This window comes from Clostridium sp. Marseille-Q7071, assembly GCF_965112025.1.
The window spans coordinates 1,778,309-1,796,415 of the sequence record NZ_CBCOPR010000001.1; the positions used below are offsets into that span (position 1 = coordinate 1,778,309).

Genomic DNA, 18,107 nt, shown 5'->3' on the forward strand with positions numbered 1-18,107 from the left:
GAGCCAAACCGTTAGGAGTTGGACAGTATCGAACTTAGAAATAGTTCTGTACTGATATTGAGTGAGCATATGTAAGCTAACATAGGTGGTACCTCGGAAGTTATACCTTTCGTCCTATTTCTTTAGGATGAAGGGTTTTTTTATATTTAATAATAGTTCACTAAATTTTAAAAATAACAACAAATAAAGTTTAATTATATAAAAATAAAATAAAAAAAGGAGGCTATATTATGTTTGATGAAAGGATTTTTAGATTAGGAACAAATTCAATAAAATGGGATAGATACAATAATGAAGAAATTATAGCTATGGGGACAGCGGATATGGATTTTATGTCGCCACAGTGTGTTACTGAAGCGTTAATCAATAGGGCCAAATTAGGGATGTTTGCCTATGAATTAAAATCAGATTCATATTATAATGCTATAATTGACTGGTATGATCAAAGATACAATTGGAGGATAAAAAAAGAATGGTTGTCTAGTTCTCCAGGTATTTGGGCAGGAGTTAGAATATGCATTGATTCATTTACAGAGCCTGGAGATAAGATAATGGCACATTCACCAACATTCCATCCAATCATTGATATAGTAAAAAAAAGTGGCCGTGACTTGGTAACAAACTCACTGGCACTTAAAGATGGGCATTACAGCATAGATTTTGAAGATTTTGAAAGTAAGATTGCTGACAATGTGAAAATATTTATATTAGTCAACCCTCACAATCCAAGTGGCAGAGTATTTACAAGTGAAGAGCTTACACGAATAGGTGAAATTTGTAATAAGCATAAGGTTTTAATCCTTTCTGATGAGGTACATGGTGGGGCAATATTTAAAGGGCATAAACATATACCCTATGGATCTATTTCAGAAGAATTCGCAATGAATTCCATTATTATTACAGCTGCAAGTAAATCTTTTAATTTACAGGGTTTGGCTCATGGCATATTGATTATACCTAATAAACAATTATTGGATATTTATGAATCTGCATTGATAGGATATGATTTTGATTTCGCAACAAATGTATTTAGTTTAGCTGCTGTTGAGGCTGCATACAGGCATGGTGGACCTTGGTTAGATGAATTAATCACATATTTACAAAGTAATTTGCACTATCTAATTGATTATTTTGAAGTAAATATACCCCAAATTAAAGTAATTAAGCCTGAAGGTTCATATATGGTCTGGTTGGATTGCAGAGAATTAAAAATGAATAAAGATCAACTTGAAAATTTATTTATGACCAAGGCAAAGGTTGCATTAACATTTGGATCAGGATTTGGGAAAGAGGGTGAAGGGTTCGCTAGAATTAATATTGCCTGTTCTCAAAATTTATTGAATGAGGCCCTTGAAAGAATTAAAGAAGCAGTAAATAGTATTACGTAATATTCTCATTTAACGTAGCAAATATAAAAATTAAATAATCATTAAAATACCGTATTATTTAGAAATAGATTTTACGGCATTTTTTATTATCCAATTTAAATATTTTTTGATAAATAGATCATAGTACTATAATAGTTATTGTTTTTATTAGAATGAGGAGAAGGGAAACAGTATTTTCTAGGGAATATATTGTGAATGAAAAGAGTTTTAGACATAATATAAATTTATAAAAATATAAATTATTACACTTAAAGGAAGAATTTTATTTTATAATTATATATTAAAAATCCACTTTGCGTAGGGGAGAACAGTGTTCTCCCGAAAATTCAAAACCACCTCATAATCATATTATTAACAATCAGTATCATCTATTAAAGATGTTATTGATTTATTATAATGACGTAAATTGAATAAAATGCATACCAACTTAGAAATTTGAATATATAAAAATCGTTCTTTGAAAATTGAATAATGCGGTATTAAATAAATTAATAGTATGGCTCTATAAACATATTATGATATAATAATGGTCTTGAGCAATTTATTAATTATAATAAGGACAAACTTCAAGTAGGGATCATTATTAAATATGAAGAGGAGTTAGATATAATGAAAAAAGGTTTGAAAAAACCTGTAATAATAATAGGAACATTAATTATAGTTCTAGGAATATGGATAATTGGGAATATAGTATTAAATAAAACAACTAAAATTGATTATAATTCTTTAGATCAAACAGATAAAGAAATGTTTACAGAACTATCAAAAATCTATATAAATTTTAGAGATAATAGTGATAAATTATGGGATGAAAAATATAAACTAAATGAAAAACCTATTATTTTAGTTAGAGCTAATAAAAGTAATGGATTAATACGAAATCAAGCATATGCTATTAATTGGGATGATTATAATAAAAGTATTTTTTCAAAGAAAATAGAAGTATCAACATCTTTGGAATTACCCAATGTATATAGGTTAAGTAAATTTGAGCTTAATACACTCAATACATGGTTACCAAATAATTTTGGCAAAGTAAATATTAAAGGAAAAGATGTATTTTATTTTAAATATTATCCAGATATGTTCGAAAATCCAGATTTATATTTAAATTTTTCTTCATTTTTATTACATGAAGCATTTCATACATATAAACAAAAAGATTGGTTATATGATAGCAATGATGGAGAATATATAGAAAACTATCCATATGATAAAGAAAATTATGCATTGATAGGTTTAGAGTTTAAATTACTAGATGAATGTATGCAAGCTAATAATGTTAATGAAATTAAGAATTATTTAAGAGAATGGACTATTATTAGAACATATAGATATAAAAAATGGCCACAATTATTGGCTGAGACTAATACTGAGGCTATTGAGGGAACAGCAAGGTATATAGAATACTCTTATAGTAAATTAATAGAAGGTAAGTTAACTGTTTTAGCAAAAAAACAAGAACCCTACTATGTTACTTTTAGCGAAGCATATAATTATATAGCTAATAATCAAGCTGAATCACCTAATTATCTAGAGAAATCTATGAGATATGAAACTGGTGCTGCACTAGGACTAATTATGGATAAAGCTAATATTAATTGGAAAACTGAAATAGAAGATAGCAAAGATAAACGGGGAAAAACACAATATCAAATATTAAAAGAGTATTTTAATGTTAGTAATGAAGATATTTCAGATGAAAATGTAGATAAGATTAAAAATGAAAATAATTATAATGAGTTGATAAAGAGTGGGGAAAAAATAGTTAATTTAATAAAGTAATAAATAATTTAATTTAATACCGTATTATTCAGAAGTGAATTTTACGGTATTTTTTATGCTACAGCACAAAAATAAAAAGGACACTATTAAAGTGTCCTTTAAGAAATAAATACATTACCATTACCAACTATTACAATTCTATAGTCGGGTAATAGAGGAATTAAATTATACTTGTCAGATTTAGGAGATAGTTTTAGTGATTGTATTAAAATCTGATTTTCATCAAAAACTTGTAGGTAAACACTATTTTCATTAGATATATTTTGAACAATATATTTATTTTCTGGTACAAGATTAAAATCTGCTGCTTTATAAACGCCTTCATTAAAGATATTTACGGAGTATACAGATTGAGTAAAAATACTAAATGATAATGATAAAGAAATTAAAATCATAGCAATAAATTTTTTCATTAGAATAACCACCTTTCAAGTTTATTTTGGCTATATAAATATCTAAATATACACAGTAGTAGCTGGTAAAAAATATGACTAAATTTGATTATGCTTAAAATTATTTAAATTGCAATTCAAAAACTTTGACAAGGGGGTAACTATGGATTTGTCAAAAATACGAAGTTTTATACACAATTTTTGGGATAGAAAATGCAACGAAGAATGCTCAAATTGTGTATTTCATAAAAAAATAGAAATACAAAACGATTATAAAGAAACATTATGTAATATATTTAGGAATTGCTTTTGGAGTGAAAGAACTAATGGTAAACTTGAAGCTTACACAAATGAGCAATTAATTAATGAAGTAAGAAGAAGATTGAAGTCTAATTAGGGTCATAATTCAAATATTTTGCGGCTTTATATTAACTTTAATAAGTAGCTTATAGTATATAAGTGAAAAGAAATCTAAATATGCAAAGGAAAACTGGTGAACACTGTTTGTCCCTACGATATCATAGATAATAAAACAGATGAAAGAATATGTTATAAAATAAATTGGTTCTCCAATTTGGTGAAGATTATATCATGATAATAATATTTACAAAGTTAATACTATTATCTATAAATATATTATTTCTCTATATAATGATGCATATTGATTAAAGGATAAATTAAAATATATAAATATTAAATATGAAAAGAATGTTATTTAAAAGTTGAATAATACGGTAAATAAAATTAAAATTTTCATCTATCTAAAAATAATAATAAACACTATTATATGCTATAATTACTAATTAATTTAGCTGGAATTGCAATTTATAACGAGTAAGAGATGGTGATAAAATGGAAAAATATAATATATTAATTAATTTAGAAATCCAAAATCATGAGATTCCAGATCTTCGGCAAGCTGTAGGGTGGGAACGAAGAGATAGCGACTATCCTGTTTTATTTGAGCATTGTTTATTTTGGGCAGGGTTACGGGATAAGAATTATAATCTGATCGCATTTGGATATATGGTAGGTCCAGGCATAGAACACGGATATCTTGAGGATATTATTGTTCATCCAAGTTATCAAGGGAAAGGTATTGGTAATGCACTTGTAAAAAGGTTAATGCAAGAGGCGGAAGATAGGGGAATTTCTATTGTAACAGTAACATTTGAAGAAAATAATCGCGATTTTTATCAAGGTTGTGGTTTTACTTCATGTCCTGGAGGAGTATGGAGAAAAAAATGATTAAGTTTTAAATAAATCAATTTGGAATCTGAGTATTAGGCGACGTAACTTTTGAAAATGCAGATACGGATAATGTTATTTGAAAATTGAATAATGGGATGTTAGAAAATAAAGTTGTTTTACATTTATTACAAAAGCAATCATTCATTGTTATATAAACATGATATAATTATCATTAGTTAAGCCAAAATAGGAAATTTTTATGAAGTATCTTTAAAATGGAGGTATAAAATGAAATATTGCATTCTTATGGGTAGTCCGCGTAAAAATGGAAATACATCCAAGTTATTAAAACCTTTTGTTGAAGAACTTAAACTTCAGCAAGTTCAGTATGATTTGATTTGGCTTTATGATAAACATATCAAACCTTGTACTGCTTGTCGGAATTGTCAAAAAGACTGGACAATTTTTGGATGTCGATATGCCGATGACATGCAGGAAATTTTTGATAAAATATATGATTGTGATGTGATTATTTTAACTACACCTATCTATTCATGGTACTGTACACCACCTATGAAATCACTATTGGATCGTTCGGTATACGGAATGAATAAGTATTATGGTGATGAAAGAGGACCTTCTCTTTGGAATGGTAAAAAGCTAGCTATTATAACTACCTGTGGGTATAAACCAGGAGAAGGAGCTGATTTATTTGAAGAAGGTATCAAACGATATTGTAAGCACTCTCAGCTAAAATATATTGGAATGCTTGCTGAAAGAGATTTTGGATATAAATCTACCTTTATAACGAATGATAAAATGGAGCATTCAAGATTATTTGCCCGACAACTAATAAGTGGTAAAGTATAATATGATATGATTCTTGGCTCATAGTTTTCTTATTTAATGTCACAACGAAAAAATGAATGATTTACTTGAACACTGCATTATTCAAACTAAATTTTGCGGTGTTTTTTGCGTCATAATGCAAATATATTGTAAATAAGGAAAATGACTAAATGATAAAGGAAACATATAAATATTAAATATGAAAATAATATTCTTTTATTATTAAATTTGTACTATATATTGATGTATATATAGTACAATCTCATTAAAGCTAATTCTACATTTTATTAGAAGATAAAACAAATATTATTTATATAACATAACTCAGTAGAAAAGGGGGGAACTACTATAAAGATAGTGAAAAATGTGAGTGTAAGCATTGTAACAATTGTTGGTATTTTACTAATAATTATTTTGATTGGATTTATTAATCATAAAATTAAGTTAAGTCAAGAGTCGAAGTTATTTCAACCATTAGGTACAATGGTTACGGTCAATGAACATTTTATGCATGTTTATAGTGAAGGTAAGGGTGATTTTACTTTAGTATTTATGTCATGGGGGGGACTTGTTCTCCAACACTGGATTTTAAAAGTCTATATTCTCGATTAAGTGATGATTATCGTATTGCAGTTATAGAGAAAGCAGGATATGGATTTAGTGAAGTTGTAGATGTTCCTAGAGATATAGATACAGTTCTAGAAGAAATGAGAAAAGCCTTAACTCTAGCTGGAGAAAAAGCTCCATATGTACTATTTCCTCATTCTATGTCTGGAATAGAAGCATTTTATTGGGCGAGAAAGTATCCAAATGAAATTGCGGCTATTGTAGGATTAGACCCAGCTGTTCCAGATGTATATGAGAACCATCCAATACCAAATAAAGTTGTTTTAAACTTGTCTGCATTTGCAGCTAGGATTGGATTAACTCGATTTATACCATCTATTTGTGACAATTCAGCAGCAATCCAATATGGTTCCCTAACTGATGATGAAAAGCAAATATATATAGCAATTTTCTATAGAAGAACGGCTACAAAGACAATGCTACGTAAACTAGAATATATTCAAGAAAGTGCAAAAAAATTAATGAAATGGGTTCACCGAGAGTACCTATGTTATTCTTTATTTCAAATGGTGATGGAACAGGTTGGGAGAAAGGACAGTGGCAAAAATATTTAATAGAATATGTTTCAAGGATACCTGAAAGTCAACAGGTTTTATTAGATTGTGGTCACTATGTTCATGATTACGAGTATGAAACAATTGCATACCAAAGTAAAGAGTTTTTAAACAAGGTCGTAGTAGGAGAAAGAGCAAATTAAGAAGTTAAGCCGCTTTTTTCTTAAATAATATAATAACTGTAAAACCAAAGAATTTCTTAAGATAATCTATTATTCCGTAATAAATTTTACAGTGTTTATTAAAGATATTACTGATTTATATGATGAGGGAAATTGATGGACTTTAGTATAACAATAGTGTTCTCTAAAACCTGAATAATGCTATATTAGAAATAATGTGCTGATACATATTTAAAGAAATATAGTGCAATTCTCCTAAAGATAATTCTGCATTATAAAAAAGTATGAATTATGTAGAAAAATTAATTAAAAGATAAAAAGGAGTTTAATTATGGATAACACTTTAGTTTATGTTACAGAGAATGATAATAAGTTTGATGTTGCTTTAAAAACATTTACTAATACAGGAATTGCTCTCTTAAAAAAGAGTTTAAGCACTCCTGAAATTCAGAGTAAAAGTGTTCAAGAAGTAGCTATGTATTCGGCTAGTTGGGCAAGTAAGGAGTTAAATCAATCGGTTATGGTAACAGATGCTGGTTTTTATATTGAATCTTTAAATGGATTTCCTGGACCTTTTATCAAGTTTGTAAATGAATGGCTTTCCGTAGATGATTATATTAATTTAATGAAAGGCAAAACTAATCGTACTATTATCATCCAAGATTGTTTGGCATATTGTCATCCGGATGAAAAACCGGTTGTTTTTACTGGAACATATCGAGGAAAATTAGCAACTAAGCCTGGTAAGAAATGCGGTACTTCAATTGAACAGCTTTTTATTCCTGAAGGTTTTGATATTCCTATTTCAGATATACCTGAGGAGGAAATGGTAGTCTATTGGAGTAATGGTGAAATAATGAGTAATTTTAAAGAATATATTTTGAATAAAGATGGCTTCAATAATAAAAGATTATGATTCATACTCCATGTATTAGGCATAATAGCTATAAAATCAAATAGTTTTTTATAATACTGTATAATTGAAAAATCAATATACGGTATTTTTTAATTTGTAATTTAAAATATTTTATTACTTTGTATTAGCTTTAATAAGTAACTTATAGAGCATAATGATAATTATTTTATAAAATAGGGGGAAGGAGAACGATAAGTTTCAGGGAATATATTATGAGTAAAAAGGAATTTATATGTGTAGTATAAATTTATTTTGTGTAGGGGCGAACAGTGTTCGCTTGAAAATCCAAGTCGGGTTCTATTATCAGATATTGGATAGAGAGTTTATATTTTGATAGATATTATTTCTCTATATAATTACGTATATTGATTATAGGACACTGTAAAGTAACTTGGCTATGGAGGTAACCATGATTAATGAATGTAATATTGAAAACGAAAAAATTTTTGGTGAAAAAATAAGTGGAATAACCTATGTTATAAGAGAAGGAGTATATGGAGTAGTATTTAATGAAAACGGTCAAGTAGCAGTTATCAAAAATCCCTATGGATATTTTTTGCCAGGTGGGGGTATAGAAGATGGAGAAAGCCTAGAAGAATGTCTTGTAAGAGAGTTTAGAGAAGAAACAGGCTATAATATCATTATTAAGAGTTTTATTGGTAAGGCATCTAAATATTATTTTTCTGAGGCATTTAATCATTACAGGCATCCAATTGGATTTTTTTACATTGTAAGCTTAGAACAACATGTAACTGATGAAATTGAAAAAGATCATGAATTACTTTGGATGGAACCACCTGAATGTGCTGAATTTTTGTATGAACATCAACAATGGGCTGTTAAAGAGGGGATGAATTTTTACTCTTAAGATGCAAATTTCTTATACTATGACCTAAGGAGTCAAAGATAGAAAAATGTTTTTAATTAGGGGGAAAGTCATGGAGGCTAAAAATATAAAAGAATTTTACAAATTCTTTAACGAAATTGTAGATAATCTAGTTATTTCAGATTTAGATATAAAACAGTCTATAGGGAGAAAAGTTCAACATACCTTTAGAGTTTGTGAAAATGTAAGGTCAATTGGGACATCTTTACAATTGAGTGATAATGAACTGCGAATAGGAGAAACTATTGCGTTATTTCATGGTATTGGACGATTTGAACAATATATAAAGCACAGAACACTTGTGGATTCGGTGAAAGATCATGGAGAACTAGGAATCCTATTATTAGAGAATTATGAAGTTTTAAATTTCTTATCTAAAGAAGAAAAAAACATTATTTTGAGAAGTATTAGATATCATAATAAATATCAACTTCCTAAAGATGAAGATGAAAGAGTTTTACTTTTCAGTAAACTTATAAGAGATGCAGATAAAATGGATAATTATTTTATTCATGTTAAATATTTTGAAGAGAAAAGTGATTATCATAATGAAATTTTAAAAGTCCTTCCGGATACAGGAGAATATTCACCAGAAGTTGTACAGGCTATCTTATCTAATAAATGTCCTGAAGATGACCATATTAAAACCTATAATGATTTAAAATTAGCCTATGTTGCATGGCTTTTTGACATTAATTTCAATTATGCTATTGAATATATAGTGAACAATGATTATATTCCTCGGCTTATAACTTCTTTGCCAGAGAATGAAGATATGGATAAGATTTTTTTTCATATAAATGATTTTATATGGAATAAGTTAAAATTGAAATCCTAATTGGGATATATGGCTTCTAAGGTAAGATATAAATACTTTGAACTTCAGTTATAGAATTTTTTATAAATGAACTTTACCTAAAGAGAAGGATTATTTAATAGAAATTGAATAATGGAGAGAATAAATATGTATAATGGTGAAAATGAGATTGAGTGTCCAAAGGATAAATATATAAAATATTATTTGTGGAATGATTATTTTCATGACAGTAAAATAAAAACTATAGAATTTAGTAATTCAAAAGGAAAAGATAATTATCGTCCAGATCAAGTGGTTTTAACCCTTGAATCTTGCGTTGATGTTGATATGGAATGGGATAAACTTAAAGGAACAGATATAGAGAAAAGAGCTTATGTTGAGGAAAATAAGTCCAAATATATGTATAACCTATATTTTAGTGATTGTAAGTATTTTAATTATGAGAAATCAATTATGGCCAATGACTATATTAATGGAAGATTTAAGAATACAGCTATATTACAAAAGATAATAAAATCAACAAATAAACTTTATTATCATTTTAGAATATCAACAGATGATGGGTATTTAGATATTATTTTTTCTAAGTTTAAAATAAAGAAATTAATAGGTAGAATTCGTATTAAAGATATGGAAATTAAAGATTATCATATTAATTGGCTACAAAAGTATGATAAAGGTATTTTATTAAGGGAAAATGGTGAATTTAATGAGAAAAAATTACTAGAAATAATGAAACATGGTGATGATGTTGAAAGATATTATGCACTATATTACTTTGTGAACTACACCAATGAAATAATAATTGATTATGCTAGAGATATAATGCTGTTGGATTGGGATAACTTTGAAATGTGCAAAATTATGGCTATATCTGTGATTGGTATACAAGGAAATAGAAAAGACTTACCATTGTTGCTTGGGGAATACTTTACTATGGAAGAAAGATTAAGTAGCCATAGTGTATGTTATGGGAGCACTTTGCTGCCTAAAAGACATATAATGGATGCTGTTGAAAAAATAAAGTATCGTGAAAATGGAGATTATATTTTACTATTATAAGATGAAATCTAGTTAATCTATATGTTCAATATACTGTAGGGGAAATATAAGTTTAAATCTTGGGGTTTATAAATTAGTATAATAGGGAATGAGGAGAGTTACATGAATAAAAAGCCTTTTGTTATTAATAATACTCTCTTGTCTAACAACAGTTAGAGGAATTCTACAAGATGTAGTTGTATTTTATGTAGGGGCGAACAGTGTTCGCCCGAAAATCTAAATAGTTTTCTATTATTAGACATTAAATATATAGTTTTTTATCTATAAGTCTTAAAAGCAACATTAAAATGTCCATCTTTAAATTCTTTATATAAACTTTTTTCTAAGCAGTTCTTAAAATAATCATATTCTTCATTTGGAATAGAAAGGGAAACTATTACATCAGCATAAAAGGTACCTCTTAAATTATTAAAGGATATATTTATACAATTTTTATCGACATATATATGCTGTTTTTCAAGTTCATTTAATACAGTATATATAATTTTATCCTGATATTTATCTAAAATTTTTTTATTTGACCCTTCTTTATTTTTTTTCTTACAAATACTTATAGTAGGTATTGCTAAAGGGATAAAAGTGAATATTAGATGAGCTTCACCAAGATTATAATATTGTCTTAAAATTAAATTTATAGTAAAGATAATTAGAGGTGCCACCAGAGTTGTATACAAAGTTAGTATAAAAATATCTATTAAAAGTTTTTTACTACAGCTTTTATATATAAATCTATAAATGATAAAAATTATTATTAAGAGCATTATATTAATTAATATTACTTCCATGATAGCTCCTTTAAGGCATTTTAATATATAGATGTACTAACCTATCTCTGAAAATAATTAGCACTTATTAGTATCTGGACTAAAATTCAATTCACAATTATGGATATTTCTCAGTATAAGCTGAGAAATATATAACTGATTAACTGTAGCGGCGAACAGTATTCACCATATAATAGCTAGCGATTGTATTGCTAGTTAAAAATTCATTAAAGAAATTATTTTGATAAAAAATAATTTCATCCTTAATTGTGCATTTTGCATTGTGAATTAAAATACAATAAAGGTATACATTGAGTTTTGAGGTAGTTTATCTATACTAATCTTAAAACTATGCCTAATATCTAAAAATTATATTATGGACTCTAAGTACTTTAACACTATTAATTTTTGCTTCGATTATAAGAAAAAAAGTATTAAATTCTTCAGAGAAAATATTTTTATTTAAAAGTGAAGCTTTTAAATCTTTAGGAATTAACTTTGAAGAATAAGTAAAATCTTCATTAAAAGTAGTAGTTAATTGATAAATGTCTTGAAAAGCTTTATCCTTATCTTTTATACCTATATAACATTTTAAATTAGGATATATTAATAGTTCTTTTGAGGATTTATTAAAAAGCTTATAAGTAAAGTTATAGGGCTTATTACTATTTAAGTCTATTTCCTCATGAAGACTATTAAATATCACTTTTAAAAGTTCTTCTTTTATTATTTCAACTTCAAAAACATCAGATATTATAAATATAGAGTTACTACTTATAATAGTATCTCCCTTAGAAGGTTTTAATTCCACTAACATATCATTATCTTTTTTATATATTTTGTAATTATCAGTTTTTAGACCTTTCATAAAGAGATCAATGTATTTATAACTGTCCTTATGGGATTTTATTATCTTTTCTATAGCATCTTCATCAATAGTAAAATTTAAGCTTCTTTCTGTGTCAAAAGCATCTCTAACTTTTATTTCCATAGGTCTGTCAATATAATCATAATTTATTCTAGTAAGCTTATCACTTTCAATTAGAGATAAATCAATAAGTTCGATCTCTTTGTAAAGACTCTTATTATTTAATTCTACAGAAATAGAATATGATAGGCTGTTAAACTTTAATTTTACTTTTATATCTTTTATATCTAAATAATAAAACGTTTTTTCTTCAATAGGTTCTTTGTTTCCTAAGGCATCCTTAGAATACACTATAATATTATTTATTCCAGGTTTTAATTCTAAATCAGTTAAGTTCCCATTATCAATTAATATAGGTTTGTCTTTGTTTATTGAACACCAGGTTTGAACTACACCATAAGAACCTTCCTCTAAATTGTCTATTTTTAAATTAACCTTTCCAGTACCATATAAATATCCTTCATCAGAAGTATTTATTTTCTCTCCTATTATGCTATATTTTGTTTTAGGAAGGCCTATATTGTTTTTATTAGTAAAGTTATCTAAAATATAAAGTTTTTGTTTAATTTTTTCTATGCCATTATTAATAAATAGTTGAAATTTATCAATGATTGAATTAATTATTAAATCTGCTCTAATGCCTTTATCAATATTGAAGCTTTTAAACACCGCAGTCTTTTTTAAATTTCCATTCTCATATTCATCTACTGAAATTGTTACAGCACCTTTATCGTAGCCTTCAATAATGAAACTTTCGCTATTATCCTCATCTTCAACTATAAAGTAAATACTGTCACCTATACTTTGAACTTTATTGATATAACTATATATATTTAGTTTGTCCAATTGAAGACTTTCTGTACTACCATAAAGGATATTGCCTTTTTTATCTTTTAAATATACAACTACTGGGCAAGCAATTTTAACAATTTTATATTTAAAATTTATAGAATTTACGTCACTAAGATTATAAACTTTATGCTTATCTCCATACTGCACCGCAGTGTTATTAAAAATAAGTTTTAAAATATTGTGCACAACAGAACTCTTAGTTAATTCACCATGATCACATTTAACAAAGTATTTTTTTGTAGCATCAGTCATAGCACTGTAAAGAGGTACTGTACCATCACCATCATTAAATTTACCTTTAAACTCACCATTATTTTCAATTAAATTACATAGGGTAGGTATGTTAAATCCTATAACTTCATGGTGAGATATATGAGATGGTAGGGAAGAAGTTAAAGTTTTATAAAATTTATCTAAGGTTAAATCTACATCTAAATTTACATCTTTTAATAAAGGCATGTATATATCATTATAAATTTCTTCCCAAGATAGGTCATTGTTATCTTTAACTAAATAATAATCTTTAAGATTTTCATAGTAATTACAGTAGTCTTCATTAGGTAAAAGTTGATAAATACTTGGAAAATATTTAATAACTTTTTTTGACTCACCTTTAGATAATATTATAGGAAACAATTCATTAGGAACAGATTTACCAAATAATATAGCTTTATAGGCATCAGGAGAACCATTGTAGGGAGTTCCAAGAGTTATTATTTTATTTATCTTCGATAGTATAGGATCATCTTTATATTCATCTAAAAATAGTTTGGCTATAATTCCACCCATGCTATGGGCTACAATTATTATTTCATCTGCATTTTTATTTATTTTTCCTCTTAGGATGCTGGATTGAACGAGATTATTTTGCCTCCAATCATAGTAAAAAGCTGTATATTCTGTGCATTGAGTTTTTAAAAATTTTTCTAAGCTATTATAAGCTATAGGAATTATGCTAGAAGCGGAGATTGAATTGTCATCTAAATCTTTAAGTATATCGTAAAAATTAATATCAAAAATATGTGAGATATGTTTAGGCCATATTGTAAGTTGTTTTTGAGATAATGTACTTCCCATAATTCCGGGAATCATTATTATTTGTCTAGTTATTTCACTCAAAGTTTCCCCCTCAAATTACTTGTTTTCTATATAAATATATAAGGTTAATCATAATTTTAGAAATAAAATTACTTATCTTTAAAAATAAATAATTTTGATAGTGGATATTTCTTAAAGGAATTAAAAAAGATAATGGATAAATTAAAATAAGAGAATTATGCATTAGAGATATGGGTATGATAGAATATTGTTAATTATAAAATATTAGAAAAAGTGGAGATGAATTATGAATTTAATTGTTGCTGTTGATGAGAATTTTGGTATAGGTAATGAGGGAAACTTATTAACTTATATTCCAGAGGATTTAGAAGATTTTAAGAAGAAAACTATAGGAAAAGTCGTAGTTATGGGAAGAACTACCTTAGAATCATTTCCTAATAAAGCTCCGTTAAAAAGTAGAATTAATATAATCTTAACTAGAGATAAAAACTATAAAGTAGAAAATGCTATAGTCATAAATTCCTTGGAGACTTTATTTGAGGTTCTTAAAAGTTACAGTAGTAAGGATATATATATAATTGGTGGAGAGAGTGTTTATAAAAAGCTTGAAAGTTATTGTGAGTTTGCATATGTTACTAAAATAAATAAAACTTATAAATCCGATAGGCATTTTTTAAATATAGATGAGGATAAAAAATGGGTATTGGAGAATAGAGAAGAGACAATTACTTCTTGTTCTGGAGTAACTTTTAACTTCAATATTTATAGAAATACTAAACCATTAAATTTTGATTGATGTCGTTCCTCAGGGGAATCCTAAAGGGCTTCACTACTGTTCTAAAAGGTGTAAGAGTGGCGAACACTGTTCGCCACTACAAATAAAAATAATCAGTTATCAATCGTCAATTCTCAATTATATAAGTTATACTAAGTATATTTTAACTTATCAAATTTGCTATCATTTTCATCGGAACTCACAATAAATTTCATATTAATATTCTCATTCTTCATTATATAGTATTGTAAGAAATCAAAAGATATATTGTCCATCATATGTAAATTTTCTATTATAATTGTAATAGCATTTATAGTAGATAGATAATTTAACAAATTTTCTAAAGCTATAAATATTCTATTTTTTTCTGTTTGAGGTGTTAGTATATCTCGGACAATTAAGGTATCATCTATATATTGAACTTTAGGGTGCACTCTAAGCAGGTCTACCCAATAATATTTTTCAAATCTTCTTAATTGTTCTATATCATAAATTGAAATAATACAATCAATAGCGTCTGAAATCCAACAGTAATTTATAGCTTTCATAGGATAGCATTTTGTGTAGATTATATTTTTCGATGAAGTTTTTGATAAATTCATTTGCAATGTTTTTATATCATTTTTATCTATTTTTAAAAGTGTTAACTTAGCAGGCGTATTCTCTATGTGTTTTTCTTTATGAGAAGGGTTTAAAGAACCACTAGTTAGACTATCATAAAGATTACGAATATCTTCCATAGGTCTCACATTTAATTCTTCTCTAAGAATATTTTCACATCTTTCATATTGTTTAATAGCAGAATTTCTATCGCCTAAGTCAATATATATTTTCATAAGTTTTAAATATAATTCTTCTTTAAAAGGATTGATATTTAACATTTCTTCTAAAAGATTAATGGCATTATCATACTCTTTATCTTCATAATGTATATCTATAAGTTTACATAGAATATCTTCATAAGTTCTTTGAAGCTTTGCTCTTTCGTAGAATATCCAATCATTAAATTCAGGACAATTTTTTATATAAAATTCTTCTAAAAATTCACCTTTAAAAAGTTTTTTAGCATTATTAAGATTAGCCTTTATATTAAGATTTTTTTCTATAGAGTTTAATATATTGTCTAAATGAAAAATATCTATATAAAAATCATAATTAGGATTAATCATACATGAATCTTTTGTACTAATTAGTATGTCTTCAGAAAATTTATTTTCATTTATAATTTTTCTTATATTCCAAAAATTGTATCTTAAATTGTATCTGGCAGATTCAATATTAACTCCATTCCAAAAATAAGTAGCCAATTTATCTCTTCCAAATTTTTTTCCTTTATTAGCACATAAAAAGCATAGTAAAGCAATAGCTTTACTACTTAGTTTTTCTAAGATTGATTGATTGTCTAATCGTATTTCTATATTCCCGAGAAGGTATATTTCAAGTTTTTTCAACTGACATCACCCTTTGTTTTAAATAATATCTTCAATTATCTAAGGTTATTTTCATAAAGTATATGTCCTTCCTTTATAGTTGCTAAAACCTCTATATCCTTAAGATTTTCTTTAGGTATTTCTAAAGGATTTTCATTTAAGATTACAAAATCAGCATATTTATTAGCTTTAATTGATCCCTTAATATTATCCTCAAAAACTGCATAAGCACTATTTATAGTAAACATCTTAATAGCTTCCAAAACGGATACTCTATGTTCACTTATAGGATGATTGACAGCAGAATGAATACCTAAAATAGGGTTAATAGGAGTTACATCACTATCTGAACCACCACAAATTATTAGTCCATTATCAATTATTTCTCTAAATGGATTTGTTTCTTCGCATTTCTTTTTGCCAATTGTTTTAGAGTACATTTTATCATATCCACCCCAAAGATATTCATAAGTAGGTTGCATAGATGCAATTAATCCAAGTTTATTTGCTCTTTTTATATGGTCTAAAGATGGAAGTTCAAAATGTTCCACTCTATTCCTCAAATTTTTATTAGGATAGATGCTTTGGGCATATTCATGAGCAGTTATAATTTGCTCAATAGCTCTTTCACCAACAGCATGTGTACTTACTTGTATATTATTTTTATAAGCTTTTAGAATGAAAGAATTCATTTCTTCCTGAGTGAAATATAATTTTCCGTAAGCATCATCATAGCCCAAATAAGGCTCTGAAAGAGCAGCTGTTCTGGAACCGAAAGACCCATCTAGGAATATACTTCCGCCAATTCTTTTAAGATTTTTATCAAGAGCTTTATTTATATTCACTGTTTGATAAAATAAAATAATATCTATTGGAAAACTATCTTTATTGTTATAAATAAATTCAGCATCCTTATCATGGAAGGTGAATCCTCCTTCCATAGCATTTATGGAAGTTACTCCTTTAGCTATAGCATCTATTAGAGTTTTATTTACTCCTTCTAATCTCATCTCTGAGCTGATTTTAGCTAATATTTGTTTTCTTACTAGAGCACTGGCACTTCCTGTTAAAACTCCTGTAGGAATGTTGTTTTTTGTTTCTACTCCTTCTGCATTTAAAGGTGTTTTAAGCTTATGAAGAGCTAAAGAATTTACTATACTAGTGTGATATTCAACTCTATTTATCCATACAGGATGATCAGGTGCACAATTGTCTAGCTCATATCTATTAGGAAGCCTTTTTTCATCTAGCTTATATTCATCAAGTCCCGTAGCTCTTATAAATTGTCCTTTAGGAGTTTCTTTAGTTTTGTATTCAATTAATTTGAATATCTGCTTAAGGCTTGTGCATTTACTTAAATCAAGACTTAAGATATTTAATCCTGTTTGAACTAAATGGACATGACTATCATAAAAACCAGGAAGAATGGTTTTTCCCTTTAAATCAATTACATCTGAACTATTGGATATATAAGCTTTAAAACCTCCATCATTTCCAAAGTCATATATTAAATTATTTTTTATAGCTATCCAATGGTAGATAGCATTATCATTTTCTAAACTTATAATCTTTCCATTATATAAAAGTAAATCTACTGATATCATAAACTTCAACTCTCTTTTAATTTAATTATAAAGAACTCATCATACTTAATAATTATATATTAAGAGATTTTGCTCTCTTAGGTGTCTTATATAAAATAACTATTCA

At 27.0% G+C, this 18,107-nt stretch carries 17 protein-coding genes and 1 other annotated feature (1 of these 18 cut by a window edge); of the genes, 12 read left to right on the forward strand and 5 right to left on the reverse strand.

Features of this window, described 5'->3' with window-relative positions:
* Window positions 1-120, forward strand: a binding site (T-box leader) (it extends 147 nt beyond the left edge of the window).
* Between the two features lie 110 nt (window positions 121-230).
* Window positions 231-1,388, forward strand: coding sequence for a MalY/PatB family protein (locus ACWPW7_RS08265; protein ID WP_454053140.1), 1,158 nt, complete (start codon window positions 231-233; stop codon window positions 1,386-1,388).
* Window positions 1,389-1,997: 609 nt separating this feature from the next.
* Complete coding sequence (locus ACWPW7_RS08270) at window positions 1,998-3,173, forward strand: hypothetical protein (RefSeq protein WP_454053141.1); 1,176 nt, start codon at window positions 1,998-2,000, stop codon at window positions 3,171-3,173.
* A 98-nt stretch (window positions 3,174-3,271) separates the two neighbouring features.
* Here ACWPW7_RS08270 and ACWPW7_RS08275 read toward each other — a convergent pair whose 3' ends face one another.
* Window positions 3,272-3,586, reverse strand: a complete 315-nt coding sequence (locus ACWPW7_RS08275) for a hypothetical protein (protein ID WP_454053142.1) — start codon at window positions 3,584-3,586, stop codon at window positions 3,272-3,274.
* Window positions 3,587-3,728: 142 nt separating this feature from the next.
* On the opposite strand from ACWPW7_RS08275, the gene ACWPW7_RS08280 reads away from it, so the two are divergent.
* From ACWPW7_RS08280 to ACWPW7_RS08320, 9 genes are all read left to right on the forward strand, one after another.
* Window positions 3,729-3,962 (forward strand): hypothetical protein, encoded by a 234-nt coding sequence (locus ACWPW7_RS08280; RefSeq protein WP_454053143.1) that lies wholly within the window; start codon window positions 3,729-3,731, stop codon window positions 3,960-3,962.
* Between the two features lie 455 nt (window positions 3,963-4,417).
* Window positions 4,418-4,813 carry a GNAT family N-acetyltransferase gene (locus tag ACWPW7_RS08285; protein ID WP_454053144.1) on the forward strand — a complete coding sequence of 132 codons (396 nt, stop codon included), beginning with the start codon at window positions 4,418-4,420 and terminating at the stop codon, window positions 4,811-4,813.
* A gap of 231 nt (window positions 4,814-5,044) precedes the next feature.
* Window positions 5,045-5,626 carry a flavodoxin family protein gene (locus ACWPW7_RS08290; protein WP_454053145.1) on the forward strand — a complete coding sequence of 194 codons (582 nt, stop codon included), beginning with the start codon at window positions 5,045-5,047 and terminating at the stop codon, window positions 5,624-5,626.
* 536 nt (window positions 5,627-6,162) lie between these two features.
* On the forward strand, window positions 6,163-6,786 hold the full coding sequence (locus ACWPW7_RS08295; protein WP_454053146.1) for an alpha/beta fold hydrolase: 624 nt from the start codon (window positions 6,163-6,165) through the stop codon (window positions 6,784-6,786).
* Entirely contained in the window at window positions 6,720-6,929 is a 210-nt protein-coding gene (locus ACWPW7_RS08300) for a hypothetical protein (RefSeq protein ID WP_454053147.1), read from the forward strand. The genes ACWPW7_RS08295 and ACWPW7_RS08300 overlap by 67 nt, the downstream gene beginning before the upstream one ends.
* 310 nt (window positions 6,930-7,239) lie before the next feature.
* Complete coding sequence (locus ACWPW7_RS08305) at window positions 7,240-7,824, forward strand: non-canonical purine NTP pyrophosphatase (RefSeq protein ID WP_454053148.1); 585 nt, start codon at window positions 7,240-7,242, stop codon at window positions 7,822-7,824.
* 409 nt (window positions 7,825-8,233) lie between these two features.
* The gene (locus ACWPW7_RS08310) at window positions 8,234-8,692 is read left to right on the forward strand and encodes an NUDIX hydrolase (RefSeq protein WP_454053149.1); all 459 of its coding nucleotides are present in this window, start codon (window positions 8,234-8,236) and stop codon (window positions 8,690-8,692) included.
* Between the two features lie 70 nt (window positions 8,693-8,762).
* Window positions 8,763-9,548 carry an HD domain-containing protein gene (locus ACWPW7_RS08315; RefSeq protein ID WP_454053150.1) on the forward strand — a complete coding sequence of 262 codons (786 nt, stop codon included), beginning with the start codon at window positions 8,763-8,765 and terminating at the stop codon, window positions 9,546-9,548.
* Between the two features lie 126 nt (window positions 9,549-9,674).
* The gene (locus tag ACWPW7_RS08320; protein WP_454053151.1) at window positions 9,675-10,589 is read left to right on the forward strand and encodes a hypothetical protein; all 915 of its coding nucleotides are present in this window, start codon (window positions 9,675-9,677) and stop codon (window positions 10,587-10,589) included.
* Between the two features lie 257 nt (window positions 10,590-10,846).
* Here the strand turns inward: ACWPW7_RS08320 and ACWPW7_RS08325 are convergent, their stop codons facing one another.
* On the reverse strand, window positions 10,847-11,374 hold the full coding sequence (locus tag ACWPW7_RS08325; protein ID WP_454053152.1) for a hypothetical protein: 528 nt from the start codon (window positions 11,372-11,374) through the stop codon (window positions 10,847-10,849).
* Between the two features lie 334 nt (window positions 11,375-11,708).
* Window positions 11,709-14,252 (reverse strand): lipase/acyltransferase domain-containing protein, encoded by a 2,544-nt coding sequence (locus tag ACWPW7_RS08330; RefSeq protein ID WP_454053153.1) that lies wholly within the window; start codon window positions 14,250-14,252, stop codon window positions 11,709-11,711.
* 226 nt (window positions 14,253-14,478) lie between these two features.
* On the opposite strand from ACWPW7_RS08330, the gene ACWPW7_RS08335 reads away from it, so the two are divergent.
* Window positions 14,479-14,988, forward strand: a complete 510-nt coding sequence (locus tag ACWPW7_RS08335) for a dihydrofolate reductase (RefSeq protein WP_454053154.1) — start codon at window positions 14,479-14,481, stop codon at window positions 14,986-14,988.
* 131 nt (window positions 14,989-15,119) lie between these two features.
* Here ACWPW7_RS08335 and ACWPW7_RS08340 read toward each other — a convergent pair whose 3' ends face one another.
* Complete coding sequence (locus ACWPW7_RS08340; RefSeq protein ID WP_454053155.1) at window positions 15,120-16,418, reverse strand: AfsR/SARP family transcriptional regulator; 1,299 nt, start codon at window positions 16,416-16,418, stop codon at window positions 15,120-15,122.
* A 35-nt stretch (window positions 16,419-16,453) separates the two neighbouring features.
* On the reverse strand, window positions 16,454-18,001 hold the full coding sequence (locus ACWPW7_RS08345) for an amidohydrolase (protein WP_454053156.1): 1,548 nt from the start codon (window positions 17,999-18,001) through the stop codon (window positions 16,454-16,456).
* Window positions 18,002-18,107: the final 106 nt, after the last annotated feature.

What these genes read in the sequence shown, in the direction of transcription:
- ACWPW7_RS08290 (WP_454053145.1), top strand. Translation starts at nt 5,045, where the DNA reads ATGAAATATTGCATTCTTATGGGTAGTCCGCGTAAAAATGGAAATACA.
- ACWPW7_RS08280 (WP_454053143.1), top strand. Translation starts at nt 3,729, where the DNA reads ATGGATTTGTCAAAAATACGAAGTTTTATACACAATTTTTGGGATAGA.
- ACWPW7_RS08320 (WP_454053151.1), top strand. Translation starts at nt 9,675, where the DNA reads ATGTATAATGGTGAAAATGAGATTGAGTGTCCAAAGGATAAATATATA.
- ACWPW7_RS08275 (WP_454053142.1), bottom strand. Translation starts at nt 3,586, where the DNA reads ATGAAAAAATTTATTGCTATGATTTTAATTTCTTTATCATTATCATTT.
- ACWPW7_RS08305 (WP_454053148.1), top strand. Translation starts at nt 7,240, where the DNA reads ATGGATAACACTTTAGTTTATGTTACAGAGAATGATAATAAGTTTGAT.
- ACWPW7_RS08335 (WP_454053154.1), top strand. Translation starts at nt 14,479, where the DNA reads ATGAATTTAATTGTTGCTGTTGATGAGAATTTTGGTATAGGTAATGAG.
- ACWPW7_RS08300 (WP_454053147.1), top strand. Translation starts at nt 6,720, where the DNA reads ATGTTATTCTTTATTTCAAATGGTGATGGAACAGGTTGGGAGAAAGGA.
- ACWPW7_RS08310 (WP_454053149.1), top strand. Translation starts at nt 8,234, where the DNA reads ATGATTAATGAATGTAATATTGAAAACGAAAAAATTTTTGGTGAAAAA.
- ACWPW7_RS08345 (WP_454053156.1), bottom strand. Translation starts at nt 18,001, where the DNA reads ATGATATCAGTAGATTTACTTTTATATAATGGAAAGATTATAAGTTTA.
- ACWPW7_RS08265 (WP_454053140.1), top strand. Translation starts at nt 231, where the DNA reads ATGTTTGATGAAAGGATTTTTAGATTAGGAACAAATTCAATAAAATGG.
- ACWPW7_RS08325 (WP_454053152.1), bottom strand. Translation starts at nt 11,374, where the DNA reads ATGGAAGTAATATTAATTAATATAATGCTCTTAATAATAATTTTTATC.
- ACWPW7_RS08270 (WP_454053141.1), top strand. Translation starts at nt 1,998, where the DNA reads ATGAAAAAAGGTTTGAAAAAACCTGTAATAATAATAGGAACATTAATT.
- ACWPW7_RS08285 (WP_454053144.1), top strand. Translation starts at nt 4,418, where the DNA reads ATGGAAAAATATAATATATTAATTAATTTAGAAATCCAAAATCATGAG.
- ACWPW7_RS08295 (WP_454053146.1), top strand. Translation starts at nt 6,163, where the DNA reads ATGGGGGGGACTTGTTCTCCAACACTGGATTTTAAAAGTCTATATTCT.
- ACWPW7_RS08315 (WP_454053150.1), top strand. Translation starts at nt 8,763, where the DNA reads ATGGAGGCTAAAAATATAAAAGAATTTTACAAATTCTTTAACGAAATT.